Consider the following 20,735-nt stretch of genomic DNA (forward strand, 5'->3'; position numbering starts at 1 on the left):
CAGTGGCCCGGCGTAGACCAGGAGGGTCATCACACGAGGCCCGCCCGGCGGGCCACCGAGGAGGAACCCCCATGGCAGACACCGATCTCACCGGTCGCCGCGTTCTCGCGATCGTCACCAACTACGGCGTCGAGCAGGACGAGCTCGTCGTGCCGACCGAGGCCCTGCGCGCGGCCGGCGCCACCGTCGTCGTCGCGGCCCAGTCGACCGGCCCCGTCGAGACCCTCGTCGGCGACAAGGACCCGGGGCAGTCCGTCCGCCCCGACACCACCATCGAGGAGGCCTCCGCGGCCGACTACGACCTGCTGCTCGTGCCCGGCGGCACCATCAACGCCGACACGCTGCGCCAGGACGACGCCGCGGTCGCCCTGGTGAAGGCCTTCGCCTCGGCCGGTGCGCCCGTCGCGGCGATCTGCCACGGGCCGTGGCTCCTCGTCGAGGCCGACCTGCTGAAGGGCAAGGAGCTCACCTCCTTCGCCTCGCTCCGCACCGACGCGACGAACGCCGGCGGCAGCTGGGTCGACCGCTCGGTCGTCACCGACGTCGAGGGCGGCTTCACGCTCGTCACGTCGCGCACGCCCGACGACCTCGACGACTTCGTCGGCGCCGTCCGCGACGCGCTGACGACGGAGCCCGCGGGCGCCTAGCCGTCTCGTCGACGCCCTCGCGTCCGGGCCCCCGAGCCGCCGCCTCCGTGCGGACGGCCGGGGGCCTCGTCGGTCGCTGGCCGCGTCCCGTCACGCAGGAGGAGGAACAGGAGCAGAGGCACCACCGGCACACGGACACGACCGTCGTCTCGACACGCTCGTCTCGTGCCACTGCATCGTCATCAGGTCGAGCTCGAGCAGCCGGTCGGAGAAGCCGAGGGGCAGACCGAGCAGCACCCGAAGTGCCTCCCACGCGGTCATGTTCCCGACCAGGCCGGTGACGGCGGAGATCGTCCCTCCTCGCGGAGTCACGAGGGCGGCCTGCCACGAGGGGTCGTCGTCCGGGCCCGTCGCCGCCGACCGGGCGCACCACCAGCAGGCGGTCGATCCCGGCACGACCGTGAACCCCGGGACGCCGAGGGCACTGCCGTAGGCGCCGCCGACGATGTGGGGGAGGCCGCGAGGCCACGCTGCGTCGGCCACCCACCCGGAGGCAGCGGCCACGCTCGGCTGGTCGGCGCAGCTCACCACCAGGTCGACTCCGTCGAGGAGCGGATCGAGATCTGCCGGGCCCCGGACGTGGAGGGGCACCGGCACGACCCGGACGGCGGGGTCGACGGTCGCGACGCGAGCCGCCGCAGCCACGACCTTGTGGCTGCCCACGTCGTCGGTGTCGAAGAGCGGCTGCCGGTCGAGGTTCGACACCTCGACCACGTCGGCGTCCACGACGACGATCTCCCCGACGCCCGCGCGGGCGAGCGCGGCGACGACCGTCGACCCCGCGCCTCCGACTCCGAGCACGACGACCCTCGACGCGACCAGGGACGCCTGGAGGGAGGCGGCGTCACGCCCGGGGGCCGGGTGCAGCGAGGCGAGCTCGTCGAGGAAGCGCAGCTGGGCCGTCCGTCGAGGGTCGGCACCCGCTGCGTCCGGGCCCGTCGCCAGCAGCCCGTCGCCGCGCAGCACGGCGAGGACGGCGTCCACGACGCCCAGGGAGACGAGGTGTCCCGCCTCCTGCAGGCGACGGTGGACGCCGCCCCGGTCGAGGGTCCCGTCGAGACACGCCAGGAGGTCGACGACGTGGTCGTCGACGGCGTACTCGATCACCTCGCGCGTGGCCATCGACGTGACGCGGAGCGCGCCCGGGGCGTGCTCGACCACGAGGCCCCGGCGGAGGCGCAGGATCGGGGGCGTCGTCACGACGGCGGCAGCGACGGACGGGTCGTTCACGGAGCCTCCCGGAGGGCGAGGACGGTGGGCGACGCTGCCGTCCGGCGAGCGGTCACCCCTGAGGAGGTGAGGATCGCGGTCGCGACGACCACGCAGCAGGCGAGGAGGCCCACGACGGGCACCTGCGGCGCGAGGGCCGTGCCGAGGGCCTCGGCGACGAGCGTCGTCGCCAGCAGGCCCGCCGGGACCCCGCAGGCGAGGCCGCCCGCGACGGCGGCGGCGACGACGAGGGCGGCGTCGAGCACGAGGAGCCGCCCTACGTCGCTGCCCTGGGCTCCGACGGCCCTCCAGGTCGCGAATTCTCGTCGCCGTCGCGACGCCTCGGTCGCCCACGTGCCGGCGGCCGCGAGGGCACCGAAGGCGACGCCGACGCCGACCACCGCGACGAGCGCGCCCGAGGAGGCCCCCAGCTCGGAGACGGCTCGGGCGCGCATCTGGGCCCCTGTCACGACGGAGCTCCCCGGGACGTCGGCGAACACGTCGTCGACGCCGCGGACGACGAGGTCGGGGTCGGCACCGGGCGAGGTCGCGATGTCCCAGGCCGACGCACCCGCGAAGCCGAGCGATCGGGCCGTGCCGACGTCGACGACGATCTGGTCGCCGGTGACCAACGAGGCGAAGGTGCCCACCACCACGAGCGAGGTCGTGCGACCGCCGTGCTGCACGACGACCGGGTCGCCCAGGGTGGTCCCCAGCACGGTGGCCACGGAGACGGGCAGCAGGACGCCCTCCCCTCGCGCCAGGGCATCGCGGGCGTCGTCGTCGTCGCCGTCCACCCACGGCACGGAGGCCACGTCGAACCAGCTCGAGGCGTCGACGCCGACGAGGCCGACGTCGGACGTGCGCACGCCCGCGACGGCCAGGGCCCTGCCCGAGACCGAGGCCGACACCGTCTCCGCCCCGGGCACGCCCCGCACGCGGTCGGTGAGGTCGTCCGGGAGCGCCACGGGGACGCTCGCCTGCACGTCGGCCCCGAACTGGCGCTCGACCTGGTCGAGCGTCGCGGCGGCGACGGTCGACAGGGTGATGGCGGCCGCGGTCGCGAAGCAGGTCACGAGGGCACAGAGCGCGGCCACGGAGGCGGACGCCCCGGACGCCGAGGCCCGGCGGGCGGCCGTCGCGACGCGCCAGCGGCGGGAGTGGCGCAGGAGACGGCCGAGTGCGGCCAGGAGCAGCGGCGTCCCCACGACGCAGAGCACGACCGCGAGTGCGACGGCGACGCCGCGGCCCAGGGGGCCCCCGGTCGTCGCCAGGGCCACACCGACGGCCGTCACGAGGCAGGTCGCGAGACTGCGCGCGATCACGCCCCGCCGCCTCTCCGCCCCGCCCAGCGTGTCGACCGGTCGGCTCCGCGCGACGTCGCGGGCGGCCGCGGCGGCGCCCGCGAGGCCGGCCACCGTCCCCACGCTCACGCCGACGACGCCGAGACCCGCCATGGACGAGAGCGACGGGACGGCGCCGGGGGCGGCGAGCACGCCGCCGACCAGCCCCACGACCACCCCGAGGCTGCTCCCGAGCGCGGAGGCCAGGCTCGCCTCGACGAGCACGGCCGCTGCCGTCCAGCGGCCCGGTGCGCCGAGGGCGCGCAGCGCTCCCCAGGTCGACGCCCGTCGCCGTGTCGACGCCCGGAGGGTGTGCGCGGTGAGCAGGGCGGTCAGTCCGAGCGCCACGGTCGAGCAGGCCGCGAGGACGAGCGACTGCACGGCCAGCACGGGCTCGACGGCCGTCGCGAACGCCGAGGTGTCCTGCACCTCGACCCCGGCGGGGAGGTCTCCGGCGTGGTCCGTGGCCCAGGTCGTCCGGACGGACGGCTGGAGCTCCACGTCGACACGGGTCGCCCCGTCGGGCTCGGAGAACGCCTCGCGCGCCGAGGCGAGGTCGACGAAGACGGTGTCTCCGCCGAAGAGGCCGAGGGCCGCGTCGTCGGCGAGCCCGGAGACGGTGAACTCCCGGCCGCCCGCCGTGCTGCTCACCCCGAGGGTGTCCCCGACGTCGACGCCGAGCTCGTCCGCGAGGTCCCGGGGCAGGACTGCGTCGCCCGACGCCGCCGTCGGGGACGCGCCGGAGACGAGCGCCCGCTCCATGAGGTCGGCGGCGTCGGAGGGGTACCCGGTCACCGTCACCTCGGTCACGACCGAGACGCCTCCGCCGGACCCGTGCGACGGTGCCGCTGCGACGCTCGAGTGGCTCAACGTCGGCAGGAGACGGGCGACGCCGGGCAGCCCGGCGATCTCGTCGAGCGAGGTGGACGAGATCACGTCCGTCCCCGCCGATGCCACCAGTGCGACGTCGCCGAAGGCGACCAGGGCGTCCAGCCGGTCGTCCGTCGCCCGCTCCGCCGCGTCGCTCGTCAGCAGCGTCGCCACGACGAGGGCCGCACCGACGGCCACCGCAGCCGTGGACAGGGCGTGGTGACGAGCGTCATCGCGCCAGTGACGCCATCCAAGCGTGCACGCGCTCGACCACATCGGCCGCTCCTTCCTGGTCGTGTCGGGCGCGGGCGACGTCGAGCTGCGCCACCACCCGGCCGTCCGCCAGGGCGATCGCCCGATCGGTGCGGCTCGCGGCGACCGCGTCGTGGGTCACCATGAGCGCACAGCCGACGGCGCCTGACTCCACGGCCGACCGCAGCATCGTCAGCACGGTCGCGCCCGTCGAGGAGTCCAGGTCGCCCGTGGGTTCGTCGGCCATCAGGACGTCCGGCGACCCGAACAGGGCGCGCGCGACGGCGACGCGCTGCTGCTGCCCCCCGGAGAGACCCTGCGGCAGCCGCGGTGCGAGGGACGCGAGCCCGAGGTCGTCGAGGAGCCGGGAAGCCTCCGGGGCCCAGTCCTCGCGCCGGCGACCGTCGATGAGCGCCGTCGCTCCGACGTTCTCGAGCACGGTCAGTGTCGGCACCAGGTGGAAGGACTGGAAGACGAAGCCGAGGTGCCGACGCCGGAAGCGCGCGCGGGCTCGTTCGTCGGCCCCGACCAGGTCCGTCCCGGCCACCTCGAGCTCTCCTCCGTCGACGGCGTCGAGCCCGCCCAGCATCTGGAGGAGCGTGGTCTTGCCGCACCCGCTGCGCCCGACGATGGCGACGAACTCACCGTCGCGGACCTCCAGCGAGACCCCGTCGACGACCGGCACCGTCTCGACCCCGCCACGGCTGGGGAACTCCCGACGCAGGCCGACGGCGCGCACGAGCGTGCGCCCCTCGCTCACGTCGGCTCTCCCCGTCGCGGTGACATCAGGTCGAACTCGATCCACATCTCCCAGTCGCCGACCCGGCCGTCGAGGAGCTGTGACTCCACGACCCGCCACAGCGACTCGAGTGCCTGCCGGCCCGTCGTGTCGCCGAGGGGAGGAGGTACGGGGGGCAGGAACCTGAGGGTGAAGTGCCCGCCGCCGTCCGAGTCGAGGACGATCGGCAGCATCGGCACCCGGGCGGCACGGCTGAGGAGGACGGGCCCCTCGGGCGCGAGGACCGTCGTGCCGAGGAACGGGACACGAGCGTGGCGCAGCCCCTGCCCCCTCGGGTCGAACTCAGGGAACATGGCGAAGACCTGACCCGCCCGCAGGGCTTCCAGCCCGCGGCGGAAGGTCACCGCGTCGTCGACGGGGAACGCCTCCACGTCGAGGTCGGGGAACGCGACGTCACGGAGGTCGGCGACGTTCATGCGGTTGTAGACGAACCTCGTCGGCGCCAGGTGCGCGAGGACCAGCGGGACGGCGTACGACGGGCCGAGGTGCAGCGGGAGGGCGAGCACCCCGCCGCGGCGCTGGGCCTCGACGAGGTGCTCCAGGCCGCGGATCTCGACGACGTCCTGGAAGAGCGTCCGGTCGTCGGAGAGCCAGAGCGACAGGAAGGTCGACTCGAGCTGGAGGCGGGGGCCGTACGTGGCGAACCGCCGGGCCGCAGCCGTCGCCGTCTCTTCGTCGAGCGCCGGCGCCAGCTCCATGAAGGCCCGTGTCTGAGCCTCGACATGGGCGGCCGTCTGGTCGGGCTCCGCGCAGGCGTCGTGGAGCGGGCGGTCGAGGGCGGCGAGCTCGGACATGAGGGCCCACGCTCGAACAGGGCCTGCGGCACGGAGGGCCTCCCACAGCTGCCGGTCGCGACGCAGCGTGAAGAGGGTGAAGAGGGGTAGGTGCACGGTGCTCCTCGGTCAGGTCGGCGCGGCGGGGAGACGGGGCTCCCCGCCGCGAGAGGTCACGTGCACATGCAGTTGCCGCGGTCGCATCGCGCCGCAGCTCCCGGCTTCAGCGTCGAGGTGGTCGTCTTCGTCATGGTCACCTCCTCTCGTCGTCGAGTCGACCCTCCTGGACGTGACGTCCGGAGGGTGACATCGAACATACTGGTCGGTCCCGTGGCGTGCAAGGGCGGGCGCGTGACGAGCCGCGCCTCCGGAGGGGCTTTAATCGGGGGTGGACGTCCGACGCGGACGTGGGCGTCCGGATCAGGAGGCAGCGGCATGAGGTGGTCGAGGAACCGCGGTGCCGACGACGGCGTCGACCCGGCCCCGGTCGACCCGGTCGCCCTCGAGCGCGCCGTGGGGGAGGGCCTGCTCATCGCGCGGGCCGCGGCCGTCGTGTCGGTCGCGAACCGCATCGTGGTCAGGGCCCTGCGCGACGACGACGTCTTCGACCGTGACGAGACCGCGGAGGCGGTGGGCCGGACCCTGCACCGGCTCGCCGAGGAGCAGCGCTACCAGAACAAGCGCATCGAGGCCGCCCGCGCGAAGACCAAGGGCAGCCGCGGCCGCTCCCGCCACCAGCACGACTACCGGAGCGCGGACGACGCGACCCTGTGGTTCCGCGAGAACACCTACGTCGCCGTCGCCGACCGGCTCGACGCCCTCCGCTCCGACCGCGACTACATCGACGGGATCGTCGCCTCCGCCGTCGAGCGCGCCTGGGCCGACGTCGGCTCCGCCGTCGTCACGCGCGTGCGCGCCGCGGGCGCCGTCGACCCCGCCTACGAGGCCGAGCGCGACGAGCGGCTCGCCGGTCTCGGCGACGACCTCGCCGCGCTGGGGGAGGCGCGGCGCAGCCCCGACGACCGGGGGTGACCGGGGGCTCGACCCGCGACTCCCCGCGCCCCCGTCCGGGGGCTTGCCGCCCCGGGCTGCGTGGGCCAGGATCGAACGTCCACGGTCAGGCCCCGCCCCCGCCCGACCCGCCACCCTCTCTCCCGTCACCCGGGGACGGAGCTGCCGCATGTCCCTGATGCACCGAGCCGTCCGAACGGTCGCCCGCGGGCGCTACCGCGTCGTCGACGACCTCCTCACCACGCCCCGCCCCGACGACGCCCCCTCGGCGCACGCGCCGGGCACCGACCCCGACCGCGTGCTCGTGTTCGGCAACGGCCCCGCCGTCGGCTGGGGCGTCCGCAGCCACGACCTCGCGCTGCCGGGGCACCTCGCCCGCCGGCTCTCCGCCCTGACCGGGCGCGGCGCCGACGTCGACGCCCTGGCCGACCCGCAGGTCACCGTCGCGACCGCCCACGAGCTCGCCGCGTCGCGCCCCCTCCGCGGCTACGACGCCGTGGTCGTCGTGCTCGGCATGAGCGACGCCCTCCAGCTGCTGCCCGGCCACCGCTGGAGCAGCCACCTCTGCGCCCTGCTGTCGCAGCTCGAGCAGGCCACCGACCCGAGCTGCCACCTGCTCGTGGTCGGCATCCAGCCCCCGAGCTCGGTCCAGAAGTTCGGCGCCGCCCGCGGCGGGGCGGCCGACCAGCAGGCCGGCGTGCTCAACCGGCTGTCGGCCGACCTCTGCGCGGGGCGCGAGCGCCTGCACTTCCTGCTGCCGCCGGTGCCGTCGACGGGCTCGGCCGAGCAGGCCCGGTCGGGCTCGGCCGAGCAGGGCCGGGCTGGCTCGGCCGCCGGCGGCACGGCCGACCGCCGCCTGCAGGTGCTGCGCTACGGCGCCTGGGCCGCCGACCAGGCCGCCCTGCTCGCCCCCCTGATCGACCGCGAGCTCGAGCGAGGTGCGACGGCCCGTCGCGCCCGGCACGCCCCGCAGGACGCCGAGGCCCAGCTCGCCGCCGTGCGCGCCCTCGGCCTGCTCGACACCCCGCCCGAGAAGCGGTTCGACGAGATCGTCGAGCGCGCCCGCGTGCTGCTCGGCGGGCAGGGCGCCTCGTTCGCCCTGATCGACGAGGGCCGCCAGTGGAACAAGGCCGTCTCGGGCCAGATGCGCGTCGAGCAGCCGATCGCCGACTCGTTCTGCGCCCACACGGTGCGCGACGGCCAGGCTCTCGTCGTGCCCGACGCCTGGGCCGACCCGCGCTTCGCGTCGCACCCGTCGGTGCGGTTCTACGCCGGCCACCCGGTCGAGACGGCCGACGGCGTGCGGGTCGGGGCGCTCTGCGTGACCGACGTCGTGCCGCGCAGCGCCGAGAGCGTCGACCTCGTGCTGCTCCGCGAGCTGGCGCTGCAGGTGCAGCGCGAGCTGCAGGACCTCCCGGCGCGGACGCCCGCGGCCTGAGCAGGCCCGGTCCGGGGTACAGCGCGTACCCCGATCCGGGCGGTCGGGCTCCTACGGCCCGGGCTCCCGTCTGGCCACCCCCCTGACGCGACACGTGTCGACCGGTAGCGTCGACCAGGTCCCGGGCACGTGAGGCCTCCGGCCCGGTCGACGGTCGGCACCCGCCGACGGGGCGCGGCCGGGGGGATTCGGGTCCGACCCGGCCGTGCTCCCCTCGCCCTGCCCCGCGCCCTCGCCCCGCGCCTCCTCAGCGGGCGATCGGGTTCGGCAGGGTGCCCGCGTAGATCAGCGACGACGACTGCGCCCCGAGGTCGACCATCTGCCTCGTGTCGCGCAGCTGCAGACGGTTCAGGCACGAGTGGTCGAACCGGGCCGCCCGCAGGTCGACGGCGCCGTGCAGCCCGGGGTGCTCGACCGCGTGCCGGTCGACGCACTCCGCGACGAGCCGCCAGAAGAGCGCCTCCGGCAGCACCCGGTCGACGTCGAGGATCGCCGCGAGGTGCCGCAGCACCCCGTCGAAGACGTCGGTGAAGACGGCCAGCGCCTTCTCCCGGTCGTCGACCGGTGACACGACGCGGCGCAGCTCGGGCGGCAGCTCGTCGGGCGACGACGGCTCGGCGAGCAGGGCGACCTCCTCGCCGATGTCCTTCATCACGACGCCCGTGGGCACGTGGTCGCGCAGCACCGTGATCACGTTCTCGCCGTGCGGCATGAAGGCGAGGTCGTGGGCGAGCAGGCAGTGCACGACGGGCCGCAGGTAGGCGTGCAGGTACGACCGCAGCCACCGCTCGGCGCCGACGCCGGAGGCCCGGATCATCGCCGTCGCCAGCGCGTGCCCGTCGCGGTCGCGGTGCAGCAGCGCCGCCATCGTCGCCAGCCGCTCGCCCGGGGCGAGCAGCGGCACCGGGCTCTCGCGCCAGAGCGCCGCGAGCATCTTCCGCTGCGGGGACGCCGTCGCGGTGCGGTGGTAGACGTCGCCGGTGTACCCCAGGGAGGCGCGCTCCCGGAGGACGCGGAACCGCGCCTCCCGCAGGGTCGGGTCCGCCGAGACGAGGTCGTGCACCCAGTCGTTGATCGCCGGCGTCGGTCGCATGTACTCGGGGGAGAGACCGCGGAGGAACCCCATGTTCTGGATCGCCAGGGCGACCTTGACGTAGCTGCGCCCAGGGTGGGTCGGGGCGAAGAACGTGCGGATCGACTGCTGCGCCCGGTGCTCGACGTCGCCCTCGCCGAGCAGGACGAGGTCGCGGCGGGCGACGTCGGCGGCGAAGGTGACGGCGACGCGGTGCTGCCACTGCCACGGGTGCACCGGGAGGAGGTGGAAGTCGTCGGGGTCGAGGCCCCGGCCGCGGAGGGTCGCCGCGAAGCGCTCCAGCGTCTCGTCGCCGAGCTCGGCGCGGCGGTGGGCGGCCTCGTCGAGGCCCCGCCCGAGGGCGAGGTGCGCGTGGGCGCGCCGGGCCGCCAGCCAGAGCAGGCGCACGGGCTCGCCGTTCTCCGGGGCGTAGGCCCGCGACTCGTCGAGCCCGAACCCGATCCGGCCCGCGTTCGCGACGAAGGAGGGGTGGCCCTCGGTCATCGCCGCCTCGATCGTCGCGTGGTCGGCGGTCGTCAGCTGCTCGCTCGACGGCCCGCCCCGGTGGTGCTTGTGGGCGAGGCCGGCGAGGGTCGCCGAGACCTCCTCGAGGTAGGTGGCGAGGAGGTGCTCGGGCACGGCGAGGAGGGGCTGCAGCTCGACGACCAGCTCGAGGGCGTCGAGCGGGGCGGGGCGCCCGTCGACCGTGCGCGTGACGCTCGCCTCGTCGATGGCCCAGTGCTCGAGGGCGAGCCGCCGGGCGCGGAAGCGGTAGGCGACGGTCGGGGTCGGGGTCGGGGTCGGGGTCGGCGTCCGCGTCGGGGCGACGGCCGGCACCGCGGCCGTGCCCGCCGCCGCGTCGTGCCGCGGCAGCGCGGCGAGCACCACCTCGTACGCGTCGTCGCCCCGGTAGGCCGGCGCCAGCAGCCGCTCGTGCGAGAACTCGGCGAGGGCCTTCGTCACGAGGTGCCGGTGGGCGACCGCCATCGGCTCCGGCGCGAGGTGCGCCGCGGCACGGTCGTCGCGGGTCAGCACCGACAGGGCCGCACGCTTGTCGGGCAGCTCGAGCTCACGCAGCACGCGGAAGCCCGCCTCGTCGTTCTTCGCCCTGACCGCCGCGTTGCGCACGTCGGGCTCGACGACCACCCTGGTCGCCCCCAGGCCGTCGAGCACGAAGCCCGTCACGGCGGCCATCACGGCGGAGGTCAGCCCGTGCACGCGTCGCTCGACCGGCGGAGCGACGAGCAGGTGCACGCCCACGTCGCCGGGGCGCACCTCGGGCACCTCCGCCAGCAGCACGCGCGTGGGGTCGTACGTCTCGACGTAGAAGAGCGGCTCGTCGTCGACGCGGCCCAGCCAGGCCCGCTGGTGCGGGTCGGCCTCGATCGCGGCGAGGTGGGCGCGGACCTCGTCGGTGCTGAGGCCCGCCATGCCCCACCACGAGGAGGCGGGGTGCGAGAGCCAGCGCCGCAGCGGCACCGCGTGCGGGTGCGCCTCGAACGGCTCGATCGTGACCAGCCCGCACGAGGCGCGGTGCTCGGCGACCGCGGTCATCGGACCGTCACCCCCTCGGCGGCGGGGGCTCCCGGGGAGCCGACCCGCGACTCCTCGGTCGGCAGCCCGAACGTCTGGAAGGCGACCCGCCGCTCGACCGGGTAGACCTCGCGGCCGGTGATCGACGCGAGGATGCTCGAGCTGCGCCAGGCGCCCATGCCCAGGTCGGGCGCGGTGAGGCCGTGGGTGTGTTCCTCGCCGTTCTGCACGAAGACGCGGCCGCGACCGCCGTCGACGCTGTGGTCGCGGGCGACGGCGAGGCGCCCACGGGCGTCGCGCTCGACCTGGTCGCCGAGCGGGTCGAGCACCGAGGTCGACCGTGGGGCGTACCCCGTCGCCAGCACGAGGGCGGCGGTCTGCCGCACCGCCGTCGTGCCCAGCTGCGCGTGACGGAGGGCCAGCGTGAAGAGCCCGCGGTCGGCGTCCCAGGTCGCGTCGACGAGCTCGGTCTCGGTGAGGAGAGTCGTGTCGAGCGGGCCGTCGACGCTGCGGCGGTAGAGCGTCTCGTGGACGTCGTCGACGAGGTCACCGCTGATGCCCTTGTACAGGCTGCGCTGCTCGCGGCCGAGCCGGTCGCGCTCGGCGAGGGGGAGGCCGTGGAAGTGGTCGGTGTACTCGGGGCTCGTGAGCTCGAGGGTGAGCTTCGTGTACTCCATGGCGAAGAACCGGGGGGAGCGGGTGACCCAGTCGAGCCGGGCGCCGGAGCCCGCGACGCCCTCGCGCCCGACCCCGTCGAGCAGGTCGCGGTAGATCTCGGCCGCGGACTGCCCGCTGCCGACGATCGTCACGGAGGGCGCGTCACGCAGCCGGTCGCGGGCGTCGAGGTAGTCGGCGCTGTGCACGACCGGGCCGTCGAGGCCGGTCAGGTGCGACGGGACGGCGGGCTCGGTGCCCGTGCTCAGCACCACGTGCCGGGTGCGCCAGGTCTCGTCGCCGGCGTGCACGAGCAGCGTCCCGTCGTCGAGGTCGGTGACGGCCGTCACGCGACGGTCCCAGCGCAGCGTGCCGAGCTGGTCGGCGACCCACCGGCAGTAGGCGTCGTACTCGACGCGGAGCGGGAAGAAGCTCTCGCGGACGTAGAACGGGTAGAGGCGCCCGGTCTGCTTCAACCAGGCGAGGAAGGAGAACCGGGAGGTCGGGTCGGCCATCGTCACGAGGTCGGCCAGGAAGGGGACCTGGATGGTGGCGCCCTCGATCATCATGCCGGGGTGCCAGCGGAACCCGTCGGCCGCGTCGAGGAAGACCGCGTCGAGGTCGTCGACGGGGTCGCTGAGGGCGGCGAGGCCGAGCCCGAAGGGGCCGAGGCCGACGCCGACCAGGTCGTGGACGTGCTCGGGGACGGCGCTCATCGGACGACCGCCGCGCTGGCCGCGCCGTCGGTGCTGCCGACGTGCAGGGCGCTCGCCGCCTCGCGGACGAGGTCGAGCACCCCCTCGACGTCGGCCAGGGTCGTGTCGGGGTCGAGCAGCGTGAGCTTCAGGCACGGCCTCCCGTCGATCACCGTCTGCGCGACCGCGGCGCGCCCCGACTCGACCAGGGCGCGTCGGACGAGCGGCACGAGCCGGTCGGCCTCGGCGTCGTCCAGCCCCTCCGGGCTCCAGCGGAACAGGACCGTGCTCAGCTGAGTCTCGCCGATCAGGTCGAGGTCGTGGGAGTCGCGGACGACCCCGGTCGCGGCCGCGCCCAGCTCGACGACGCGGTCGATCATCGCTCCCAGCCCGTCGGCACCGACGGCCCGCAGGGTCGCCCAGAGCTTGAGGGCGTCGAGCCGCCGGGTCGTCTGCAGCGACTTGTCGACCTGGTTCGGGTCGGCGGCGCCCACCGGGTTGAGGTAGTCGGCGTGCCAGGCGAGCGGCTCGAGGTCGGCCCGGTCTCGCACGACGAGCGCGCTCGACGACACGGGCTGGAAGAAGGTCTTGTGGAAGTCGACGGTGACCGACCGGGCCCGCTCGACGCCCTCGAGGAGGCGCCGCCGCGTCGTCGAGACCAGCAGGCCCCCGCCGTAGGCCGCGTCGACGTGCAGCCAGACGTCGGCGTCGTCGCAGACGTCGGCGATCGCGGCCAGCGGGTCGAGGCAGCCCCGGTCGGTCGTCCCCGCCGTCGCCACGACGGCGACGACGACGTGGCCGGCCTGGACGAGGGCGTCGAGGGTCACCCGGAGCGCGTCGGGCCGCATCCGGCCGAGGTCGTCGGTGGGCACGGCGACGACGCTGTCCGGCCCCAGGCCGAGCACCCGCGCGGCCGTCGAGACGCTGAAGTGGCTCTGGTCGGTGGCGAGCACCACCATCCGCTCGAGGACCTCGTGCAGGGAGCGCGGGCGCCGGTCGGGGCGTCGACCGGGCCCGCTCGTGCTCCGCAGCCGCGCCTCCTCGTCGAGGTCCTGACGTCGGGCCCGCCCGGCGGCGCGCTCGCGGGCCAGCAGCAGGGCGTGCAGGTTCGACTGCGTGCCGCCCGACGTGAACACCCCGTCCGCGGTGTCGGCGGGCAGGCCGGCGCGCTCGGCCGTCCAGGCGATCAGCCGCCGCTCGACGAGGGTGCCGACGGTCGACTGGTCGTAGGTGTCGACCGAGGGGTTGACCGCGGCGAGCACGGCCTCGGCGGCCACCGCCGGCAGGGCGACCGGGCAGTTGAGGTGCGACTGGTAGGCGGGGTGGTGGAACCAGACGGCGTGCTGGGTGAAGAGCTCGTCCACCTCGCGGAGGGCGGCGTCGGTGCCGGCGCCGGGGCCGTCGAGGTCGACGGCGTCGACGAGGGCCTGGAGGTCGGCGCGGGGCACGCCCGACGACGGCTGGTCGACGACCCGGAACCGGTCGGCGAGGCGCTCGACGACGGCGGTCGTCGAGCGGGCGTAGGCGTCGGCCGTGGCGGCGGACAGGAGGTGGGTCACGGTGGGCTCCCGGTGGTGCGTGATCGCGGCAGGCTCTCTGCGGCCTGCCCGAGGTTAGGCAAGGCTCACCTAAATCGCAAGACGGGGCCGCATGATGAAACAGGCTCATGACCAGGGGTTCACCGGGTGTCCGCCGAAAGGGCGACCCGGAGGTCGCCCGGGGCGACGGGCGCGACACGCCCGGGGTGTGGACAGCGACACGCCCGGGCTGTACTGTCACCTCTCGTGCCGATCGTCGGCACGACCCGTCGCCTCGTCGACGTCGAGCACCCCCGAGAGAGAGGCCAGCACCGTGTCGAACCGCACCTTCGCCGACCTGCGTGCACCGCGCCTCCTCGACGGCCGCGGTCGCTCCTGGCACCCCGGGCAGTACGCATCGCCCGAGCAGCAGGAGAAGACCATGCTCGAACTCGACACCCTCTCGTAGGCCGCGCGCGTCACCCGACGCCCCAGCCCACGAGGGCCGGGGCACCTCTCGCATCCACCGACACTGCAGGGTCGGAGTGCGTCCGTCCGCCCCGGACGACGACACCCCCCCCACAGAGGACCGAGAGGACCATGGAGAAGATCACCGCCCGGCTGTTCAGCTGGGCCAGCCTGCTCGAGGAGAAGACCGCGCAGCAGGCCAGGACGACGTCGACGATGCCGTTCATCTACCCGCACCTCGCACTGATGCCCGACGCCCACCTGGGCCTCGGCGCCACCGTCGGGTCGGTGATCCCGACGCTCGGCGCCGTGATGCCGGCCGCCGTCGGCGTCGACATCGGCTGCGGCATGATCGCCGTGCGCACGCAGTTCACGGCGGCCGACCTGCCCGCCGACCGCAAGCCGCTGCGCGAGCAGATCGAGCGGGCCGTGCCGACCTCGGCCGGCGCGTACAACCGCAAGGTCGTCGCCACGGCCGAGCCCCGCGTCGCCGAGCTCGAGGCGCTGGCCGCCGAGGCGGGCTTCGACCCCGCGTCGTACGCCAAGAACTGGCAGCTGCAGCTGGGCACGCTCGGCAGCGGCAACCACTTCATCGAGGTCAGCCTCGACGAGACGGACGCCGTGTGGCTCTTCCTGCACTCGGGGAGCCGGGGCGTGGGCAACAAGATCGCGCAGGCGCACATCAAGGTCGCCCAGGCGGCCATGACGCGCTGGTGGATCACGCTGCCCGACCCCGACCTCGCCTACCTCGTCGAGGGGACGGCCGAGTTCGACCGGTACATCGCCGAGCTCGGCTGGGCCCAGCGCTTCGCCCTGCTGAACCGGGAGGAGATGATGGACCGCGTCGTGCGCCAGTTCGCCGACTGGGTCGGAGCGCCCGTGGAGGAGCAGGAGCGGATCAACTGCCACCACAACTTCACGCAGCGCGAGCGGCACTTCGGCAAGGACGTGTGGCTCAGCCGCAAGGGCGCCATCTCGGCCCGGGCGGGGCAGGCCGGGCTGATCCCCGGCAGCATGGGCACCGCCTCCTACGTGGTCGAGGGCAAGGGGAACCCCGTCGCGCTCGAGTCGTCGCCGCACGGCGCCGGCCGGGCCTACTCGCGGAGCGCCGCCCGCAAGAAGTTCACGCACGACGAGCTGCGCACCGCGATGGAGGGCATCGAGTACCGCGACACCGACGCGTTCCTCGACGAGATCCCCGCGGCGTACAAGCCGATCGACCAGGTGATGGCCGACGCGGCGGAGCTCGTGACGATCCGGCACACGCTGCGCCAGATCGTGAACGTCAAGGGCGACTAGCGGGGGAGGCGCGGGCTGCGGCTCGCGCCTCCTCGCCGCCGACCTGCGTCGACGGTTCAGGAGTGGGCGGCGCGGGCGGCCCGCGCGGGGTCGCTCGCGCGGGTGCCTCCTGAGTCGTCGACGAGGCGGGCCGCCCGGCCGCGGGGGCGGTGCGGCGGGGCCGCGGTCGTCGCGGCGCTGCGCGCGGCGGTCGTGTCGACGGTTCAGGAGCCGGCGGCGCGGGCGGCCCGCGCGGGCTCGCTCGCGCGGGTGCCTGCTGAGTCGTCGACACGGCGGGCCGCCCGGCCGCGCCGCACGCGCCCCGGGCAGACTGGCCCGGTGACCGACCCGCTCGTGACCCCCGACGGCCGCTACCTCGTCGTGCGCGGCCGGCTGTGGCGGCGCACCGACCCGGCCCTGCCGGAGGAGCGGCGGTCCGAGCTCGTCCACGAGCTGATGGATGCCCGCCGCGCGAAGAAGACGGCCCTGTCGGCCGACGACCACGCCGGTGTCGAGGCGGCGAAGGCCCGGGTCGACGCGGCCAAGACGGGCCTCGGCGAGCGCGGGCCGGTGTGGTGGAGCGACGACGCACCCGACGAGACCCGGCGCATGGCCGAGAACACCCGCTACGCGGAGTGGTTCGCCGCTCTCTGACGAACCGGCGGAACTAGCGCCCCTGGCGCTTCTTGAACGGCTTCGGCTGCCCCTTGACCGCCGGGGTGCGCCCCTTGCCCTTCGACGCCTTGGCCTTGCCGCCCGCCGGCACGGGGGGCGGCGGCGGAGGAGTCGAGGGGCTCGCGAGCTCCTCCTCGGCGACGACGATCGCGGCCTGGCCGGCCTTGGTCAGCCGGTAGGGGCTGGCGTCGCGGTCGAACAGCTTGGTGCCGAACTCGAGCTCGAGCGCCTCGATCGACGACTCGAGCTTCTGGCGCGAGATGCCGAGCTTGTCGGCCGCGACGGGGAAGTGCAGCACCTCGGCCGCGACGAGGAAGTGCCTCAGGTGGCTGGTCTTCACGGTGTCGCCTCTCGCTGGTCGGCCGGGTGCCCGACGCCCCAGACTACCGCCGACGACATAGCGGCTCAGGCCACCGACACCCCGCCGGCGACCGGCGACGTGTGGCTGACGCCGAGCCCGTCGAGCGCCTTCTGGAAGATCTTGAGCCCGGTCATGCCCGGCAGGTTCGAGATGTTCGAGTCGAGCTTCTCGGCGGCCTTCCGGCCTTCCTCGCCGCTCATCAGCTGGCCGAACACGAAGCGGACGTCGTCGATCTCCATGATCGACGAGCCGACCGGGGCCCAGACCTTCTGGAGCAGGAAGCGGGTCAGCTTCTGCGCCTTCTTGCTCTTGAGCAGCCGCTCGCGGGCCTGCGACACGTAGAAGGCCACGTGGCGAGACTCCTGGCGGGCGATGCGGACGAGCAGCTCGGCGAGGACCGGGTCCTTCTCGAGGGCGGCCATGCGCTTGTACGCAGCGACGGCCGAGTACTCGTTGGCGGCGCCCCACGACATGTGGACGGCGACGAAGTCCGAGCCGACGAACTTGCCGAGCAGGCCCTGCTTGACCGGGTCGAGCTTGTCGCGCCAGCCGAGCTTGAGTCGGTTCGCGCGCAGCTGGTCGTAGTCGACCTTGACGCCGTGCACCTCGAGGATGGCGGCGAGGGCCTCGCCGTGCCAGAACTCCTCGCGGTTCCACATCGTCATGAAGGTCGAGACGTCGCCCTCCTTGTGCGAGGGCGTCGTCAGCAGGTCACGGGTGTAGCACACGGTGTGGTACTCGACGTCGGCCATGTAGCGCAGGGTGCGGAGCGAGTCCGCGCTGAGCGGGTTCTCCTTGAAGTGGTCGAGGTCGAGGTCGTCCCACGTGATCCGCTCGCTGGTCGCGGCGAACTTGTCGATGTCGAATGCCATGTGGTGTCAGGAGGCGCGGGTCGTCAGACCTGCCCTCCGTCTCCTTTCCGTGTGGTGCTGCCGCCGGTCGTCGCTGTGACCGCGCCCCGGGCCCTGGCCCAGTCGCGGATGCTCCATCTTCTTCGGAGCGCCTCGCGGGCGAGATTGGAGTCGGGGTTGACGGCGGACGGGTTGCCGAGCAGCTCCAACCAGGCGAGGTCGGCGTGGGAGTCACCGTACCCGTACGACCCCGTGAGGTCGATCTCGTTCTCCCGTGCCCACTGCGTCAGCCACGCAGCGCGGGCTTCGTCCACCAACGGCGGCTGCGCGAGGTACCCGGTGAGCACCCCGTCGCGCTCGTGCATGGTGCTGCCGACGACCTCGTCGAACAGGTCGGCGATCGGCCCGGCGAGGGTCGCGATGGAGCCCGTGACCAGCACGGTCCGGTGACCGGCGGCACGGTGCTCCGCGATGCGGGCGAGCGCCTCGGGCAGGGTGTGGCGGCGCACGGCGTCGGCGTAGCCGCCGGAGCGCACCACTCCGCGGAGGCGCGAGACGGGCATGCCGCTGTACCGCCTCAGGAAGCTGCGGATGAACTCGCCGCGATCACGCGACTCCGCCCGGAGGTAGGCCGGCAGGCCGGTCAGCAGCGACGCGACCTCGCCCGGCCAGGCCGCCTTGCGGAACCCGTTCGAGCGCACCCAGAGGTACTGCTCGACGATGTTCGAGTCGAGCACCGTCCCCTCGAGGTCGAACACGGCGACCACGTCGGTGCGGGGCGGCAGCGGCCGGGTGTCGACGACGGCGCCGACCGCGGCGGGGCGCACCGAGAAGGCGCGCGTCATGGCCGTGATCGACGGGAAGTGCACGGTCTGGAAGTACTCCTCCCAGTCGATGTCGGTGACGTCGAAGCCGACGTCGGCGGGGGAGCCCTCGGGCAGCCCGGCGTGCAGCGCCCGGGTGCGGCGGTCGTCGAAGATGATCTCGGACTGCACGTAGTGGCGGTAGAGGTCGGTCAGGCTCTGCAGCGACTCGAGGTCGGCCCGCCGGGTCTGCACGTCGCTCAGCGCGGTGCGCGTGCGCTGGTTCGAGGGGAGGTGCGTGAGCACGCGCTCGCGCCAGTCGTTCGTCCGCTGCTTGAAGCGGATGGCGCCCTCGACCTTGCGCACGCCGGGGAAGTCCCAGTGCGGCACCGGGATGGTCGTGTGCTCGTCGCGCGGCAGCGGGTTCGCCGTGAAGAACGCGTTGAGGTTCTCGAACATGCGCAGGATCGGGAACGGGTTCGCGTTGCCCGACGCCACGTGGAAGTACTGCGCCTCGGGGCCCGCCGGAGTCGCGGTGCGCGTCGCCGGCACCGCCGCGGCCGCGTCGTCGGTCACCGGGCGCGCCGGGGGGTTCGCCGCGACCGCGAGGATGACGTTCACCACGAAGTCGACGGGCACGATGTCGAGCACGCTGTCGGGCACCCCGGGGAACTCCGGCAGGAGCCCGCGGGCGTACGACATGATCAGCGGGTCGGCGACCTTGAAGCCGTCGATCCAGCCCGGGTACGGGTGGCGGAGCGCGCTCTCCACGATGGCGGGGCGGACGACCGACAGGCGGTGGCCGTCGGCGGCCCACAGCTCCTCGGCGGCGCGCTCGGCGAAGGCCTTGGTGAGCGTGTAGACGTCCGTCCAGCCGAGGGTCTCGGCCCGGGTGCGGCCGTAGTCGACGAGACGGGCGGCGACCCAGGCGACCCGCGCCTCCTCGGCGGCCGTCGCGACGGCCTGGGGCCCGGTCTTGCCGTGGCGGGCACGGCCCTCGGCGAGGAACCGGCGGAGGGTCTCGGGCTGCCGCGACGCGGCCTCGACGCGGGCGCGCGCGTCGCGGGCGGCGGCGTGCTCGGCGCGCCAGTCGACGGCGTGCGTGAGCGCCGCCTCGGGGAAGACGCCCTTGCGGATGCCGCCGACGTACGCGGTCGACACGTGCACGACGTGCGGGTCTCCGCCCGCGCGGCGCAGGGCCTCGTACAGGCCGACGGCCCCGCCGACGTTGGTGTCGAAGGCCTGGTCGATGGGCGGGTCGAACGAGACGGTCGACGCGCTGTGGATGACGACGTCGAGGTCGGCGGGCAGGTCGGGCAGCGAGCCGAGGCTGCTCTCGACGACGCGGAGCCGCTCGGTGAGCGCGCGCTCGACCTCCTCGGCGCCGACGCGCTCGCGCCAGCTCGCGAACACCGGCTTCTTGAGCAGGTGCCGCAGCCGACCGAGGGCCGGCGTGCCGGCCTTGGGCCGGATCAGCAGGGTGACCGTCGTGTCGGGATGGGTCGAGAGCAGGCGCTCGAGGATCGCCTGGCCGACGAATCCGGTGCCGCCCGTGAGCAGCACGTGCGCCGAGCCGAGGCTGGCGACGGTGGAGCCCGGCGTGGCGGAGGGGAGGGGTGCGGTCATGCGGTGAGCTTTCGGGTCACGGTGGAGCCGACGCGGGCGTCGAGCCCCGGCAGGGCGGCGACGCGGTCGCCGACCGAGTCGGCGCGGAGGTGGCCCTCGGCCCCGCCCCAGACGACCGTGTCGAAGAAGGTGCGCTCGGAGTCGGCGCGCTCGATCGCGCCGATCGGCCAGACGGCCTTCGCGAGGGAGGCGCGGGTCTGCTTCACGGCACGCGCCGAGTCGGCGAGGCGCCAGTGGGCCTCGAGGTCGAAGAACCGCTCGTGGCGGCGCTTGATCGCCCGGACGCGGTCGAGGACGGCGCTCAGCGCCGGGCTCGCGGCGCGGAGCTCGAGCACGTCGTAGGCCTCGCCGAGCACCCACTCGTCGACGAGCCCGGTGGTCATGTGCTCGGCGACGATCGGCACGCCCTTGTTGATCGCCTCGAGGGCGCGCGTGATCGGGCCGCGGCGCTCGGCGGCCTCGGAGGCGGCGTGGCGGCGCGGGCCCTCCTCGTCGTCTCGGAGGCGCGGGCGGCCGTGCGCCTCGAGCACGGCGTCGAGGGCGTCGGCCAGCCAGAACTTCTCGAAGGCCCACGTGACGAGGAAGGCGGTGACGCGGGCGTCCTTGTGCGTCGCGGTGACGAGGAGGTTGCGGAGGTGCTCCATCGTGGCGGCCTCGAGCCGGCCGAGGTGGCGCAGCAGGCGCAGCTCGTCGTCGCCCAGAGGGGAGGCCTCGAAGGGCGTCAGGTCGAGCTCGGGGCGGAGGGTGCCCTGGGCGGTCAGGGTGAACTCGCGCATGTCGAACTCGGTGGTGTCGTAGGGGTCACCGTCGATCGTCATGACCAGTGATCCTCTCGTGACGTGTTCGTGCGGGCGGGCGGG

17 protein-coding genes are annotated in these 20,735 nt (G+C 74.5%); 6 read left to right on the plus strand and 11 right to left on the minus strand.

Annotated features, from left to right (window positions below; translation table 11 throughout):
* The first annotated feature begins 71 nt into the window (after nt 1-71).
* Nucleotides 72-647, plus strand: coding sequence for a DJ-1/PfpI/YhbO family deglycase/protease (locus IFT72_RS00530; protein ID WP_056052581.1), 576 nt, complete (start codon nt 72-74; stop codon nt 645-647).
* 90 nt (nt 648-737) lie between these two features.
* On the opposite strand, the gene IFT72_RS00535 is transcribed toward IFT72_RS00530, so the two are convergent.
* From IFT72_RS00535 to IFT72_RS00550, 4 genes are read right to left on the minus strand one after another with little or no spacing between them, the layout of a single operon-like run.
* Nucleotides 738-1,877: a ThiF family adenylyltransferase gene (locus tag IFT72_RS00535; protein ID WP_192045283.1), complete on the minus strand. Its 1,140-nt coding sequence runs from the start codon at nt 1,875-1,877 to the stop codon at nt 738-740.
* A complete protein-coding gene (locus IFT72_RS00540; RefSeq protein ID WP_192045284.1) occupies nt 1,874-4,267 on the minus strand; it encodes an ABC transporter permease in 2,394 nt (797 codons plus the stop codon). The genes IFT72_RS00535 and IFT72_RS00540 overlap by 4 nt, the downstream gene beginning before the upstream one ends.
* Before the next feature lie 31 nt (nt 4,268-4,298).
* Complete coding sequence (locus IFT72_RS00545; RefSeq protein ID WP_056052589.1) at nt 4,299-5,081, minus strand: ABC transporter ATP-binding protein; 783 nt, start codon at nt 5,079-5,081, stop codon at nt 4,299-4,301.
* Entirely contained in the window at nt 5,078-6,010 is a 933-nt protein-coding gene (locus IFT72_RS00550; protein ID WP_056052592.1) for a hypothetical protein, read from the minus strand. Before IFT72_RS00550 ends, IFT72_RS00545 begins: the two co-directional genes overlap by 4 nt.
* Before the next feature lie 318 nt (nt 6,011-6,328).
* Between IFT72_RS00550 and IFT72_RS00555 the strand changes: the two genes are divergently transcribed.
* A complete protein-coding gene (locus tag IFT72_RS00555) occupies nt 6,329-6,925 on the plus strand; it encodes a hypothetical protein (protein ID WP_192045285.1) in 597 nt (198 codons plus the stop codon).
* A 148-nt stretch (nt 6,926-7,073) separates the two neighbouring features.
* Complete coding sequence (locus IFT72_RS00560; RefSeq protein ID WP_192045286.1) at nt 7,074-8,342, plus strand: GAF domain-containing protein; 1,269 nt, start codon at nt 7,074-7,076, stop codon at nt 8,340-8,342.
* 247 nt (nt 8,343-8,589) lie between these two features.
* Here IFT72_RS00560 and IFT72_RS00565 read toward each other — a convergent pair whose 3' ends face one another.
* From IFT72_RS00565 to IFT72_RS00575, 3 genes are read right to left on the minus strand one after another with little or no spacing between them, the layout of a single operon-like run.
* A complete protein-coding gene (locus IFT72_RS00565; RefSeq protein WP_192045287.1) occupies nt 8,590-10,968 on the minus strand; it encodes a GNAT family N-acetyltransferase in 2,379 nt (792 codons plus the stop codon).
* Nucleotides 10,965-12,317: a lysine N(6)-hydroxylase/L-ornithine N(5)-oxygenase family protein gene (locus IFT72_RS00570; RefSeq protein ID WP_192045288.1), complete on the minus strand. Its 1,353-nt coding sequence runs from the start codon at nt 12,315-12,317 to the stop codon at nt 10,965-10,967. The genes IFT72_RS00565 and IFT72_RS00570 overlap by 4 nt, the downstream gene beginning before the upstream one ends.
* A complete protein-coding gene (locus IFT72_RS00575; RefSeq protein WP_192045289.1) occupies nt 12,314-13,855 on the minus strand; it encodes a pyridoxal-dependent decarboxylase in 1,542 nt (513 codons plus the stop codon). Before IFT72_RS00575 ends, IFT72_RS00570 begins: the two co-directional genes overlap by 4 nt.
* Before the next feature lie 292 nt (nt 13,856-14,147).
* Here IFT72_RS00575 and IFT72_RS16290 point away from each other — a divergent pair, with 292 nt between their 5' ends.
* From IFT72_RS16290 to IFT72_RS00585, 3 genes are all read left to right on the plus strand, one after another.
* On the plus strand, nt 14,148-14,282 hold the full coding sequence (locus tag IFT72_RS16290; protein WP_255354131.1) for a hypothetical protein: 135 nt from the start codon (nt 14,148-14,150) through the stop codon (nt 14,280-14,282).
* A gap of 131 nt (nt 14,283-14,413) precedes the next feature.
* Nucleotides 14,414-15,580, plus strand: a complete 1,167-nt coding sequence (locus tag IFT72_RS00580) for an RtcB family protein (RefSeq protein WP_192045290.1) — start codon at nt 14,414-14,416, stop codon at nt 15,578-15,580.
* Nucleotides 15,581-15,898: 318 nt separating this feature from the next.
* Nucleotides 15,899-16,213, plus strand: coding sequence for a hypothetical protein (locus IFT72_RS00585; protein ID WP_192045291.1), 315 nt, complete (start codon nt 15,899-15,901; stop codon nt 16,211-16,213).
* 13 nt (nt 16,214-16,226) lie between these two features.
* Here IFT72_RS00585 and IFT72_RS00590 read toward each other — a convergent pair whose 3' ends face one another.
* From IFT72_RS00590 to IFT72_RS00605, 4 genes are all read right to left on the minus strand, one after another.
* Nucleotides 16,227-16,574 carry a LysR family transcriptional regulator gene (locus IFT72_RS00590; protein WP_056052618.1) on the minus strand — a complete coding sequence of 116 codons (348 nt, stop codon included), beginning with the start codon at nt 16,572-16,574 and terminating at the stop codon, nt 16,227-16,229.
* A 65-nt stretch (nt 16,575-16,639) separates the two neighbouring features.
* On the minus strand, nt 16,640-17,467 hold the full coding sequence (locus IFT72_RS00595; RefSeq protein ID WP_056052621.1) for a hypothetical protein: 828 nt from the start codon (nt 17,465-17,467) through the stop codon (nt 16,640-16,642).
* Nucleotides 17,468-17,490: 23 nt separating this feature from the next.
* Nucleotides 17,491-19,875: an SDR family oxidoreductase gene (locus tag IFT72_RS00600; protein ID WP_192045292.1), complete on the minus strand. Its 2,385-nt coding sequence runs from the start codon at nt 19,873-19,875 to the stop codon at nt 17,491-17,493.
* Complete coding sequence (locus tag IFT72_RS00605) at nt 19,872-20,693, minus strand: hypothetical protein (RefSeq protein WP_056052626.1); 822 nt, start codon at nt 20,691-20,693, stop codon at nt 19,872-19,874. The genes IFT72_RS00600 and IFT72_RS00605 overlap by 4 nt, the downstream gene beginning before the upstream one ends.
* Nucleotides 20,694-20,735: the final 42 nt, after the last annotated feature.

Origin of the sequence: Frigoribacterium sp. CFBP 8754, assembly GCF_014841815.1 — a bacterium.
GTDB classification, from domain to species: Bacteria; Actinomycetota; Actinomycetes; order Actinomycetales; family Microbacteriaceae; genus Frigoribacterium; species Frigoribacterium endophyticum.

Bases quoted from the DNA above. Each gene is read 5' to 3' on its own strand.
- IFT72_RS00530 (WP_056052581.1), top strand. From the start codon at position 72: ATGGCAGACACCGATCTCACCGGTCGCCGCGTTCTCGCGATCGTCACC.
- IFT72_RS00555 (WP_192045285.1), top strand. From the start codon at position 6,329: ATGAGGTGGTCGAGGAACCGCGGTGCCGACGACGGCGTCGACCCGGCC.
- IFT72_RS00560 (WP_192045286.1), top strand. From the start codon at position 7,074: ATGTCCCTGATGCACCGAGCCGTCCGAACGGTCGCCCGCGGGCGCTAC.
- IFT72_RS00565 (WP_192045287.1), bottom strand. From the start codon at position 10,968: ATGACCGCGGTCGCCGAGCACCGCGCCTCGTGCGGGCTGGTCACGATC.
- IFT72_RS00570 (WP_192045288.1), bottom strand. From the start codon at position 12,317: ATGAGCGCCGTCCCCGAGCACGTCCACGACCTGGTCGGCGTCGGCCTC.
- IFT72_RS00580 (WP_192045290.1), top strand. From the start codon at position 14,414: ATGGAGAAGATCACCGCCCGGCTGTTCAGCTGGGCCAGCCTGCTCGAG.
- IFT72_RS00595 (WP_056052621.1), bottom strand. From the start codon at position 17,467: ATGGCATTCGACATCGACAAGTTCGCCGCGACCAGCGAGCGGATCACG.
- IFT72_RS00600 (WP_192045292.1), bottom strand. From the start codon at position 19,875: ATGACCGCACCCCTCCCCTCCGCCACGCCGGGCTCCACCGTCGCCAGC.
- IFT72_RS00605 (WP_056052626.1), bottom strand. From the start codon at position 20,693: ATGACGATCGACGGTGACCCCTACGACACCACCGAGTTCGACATGCGC.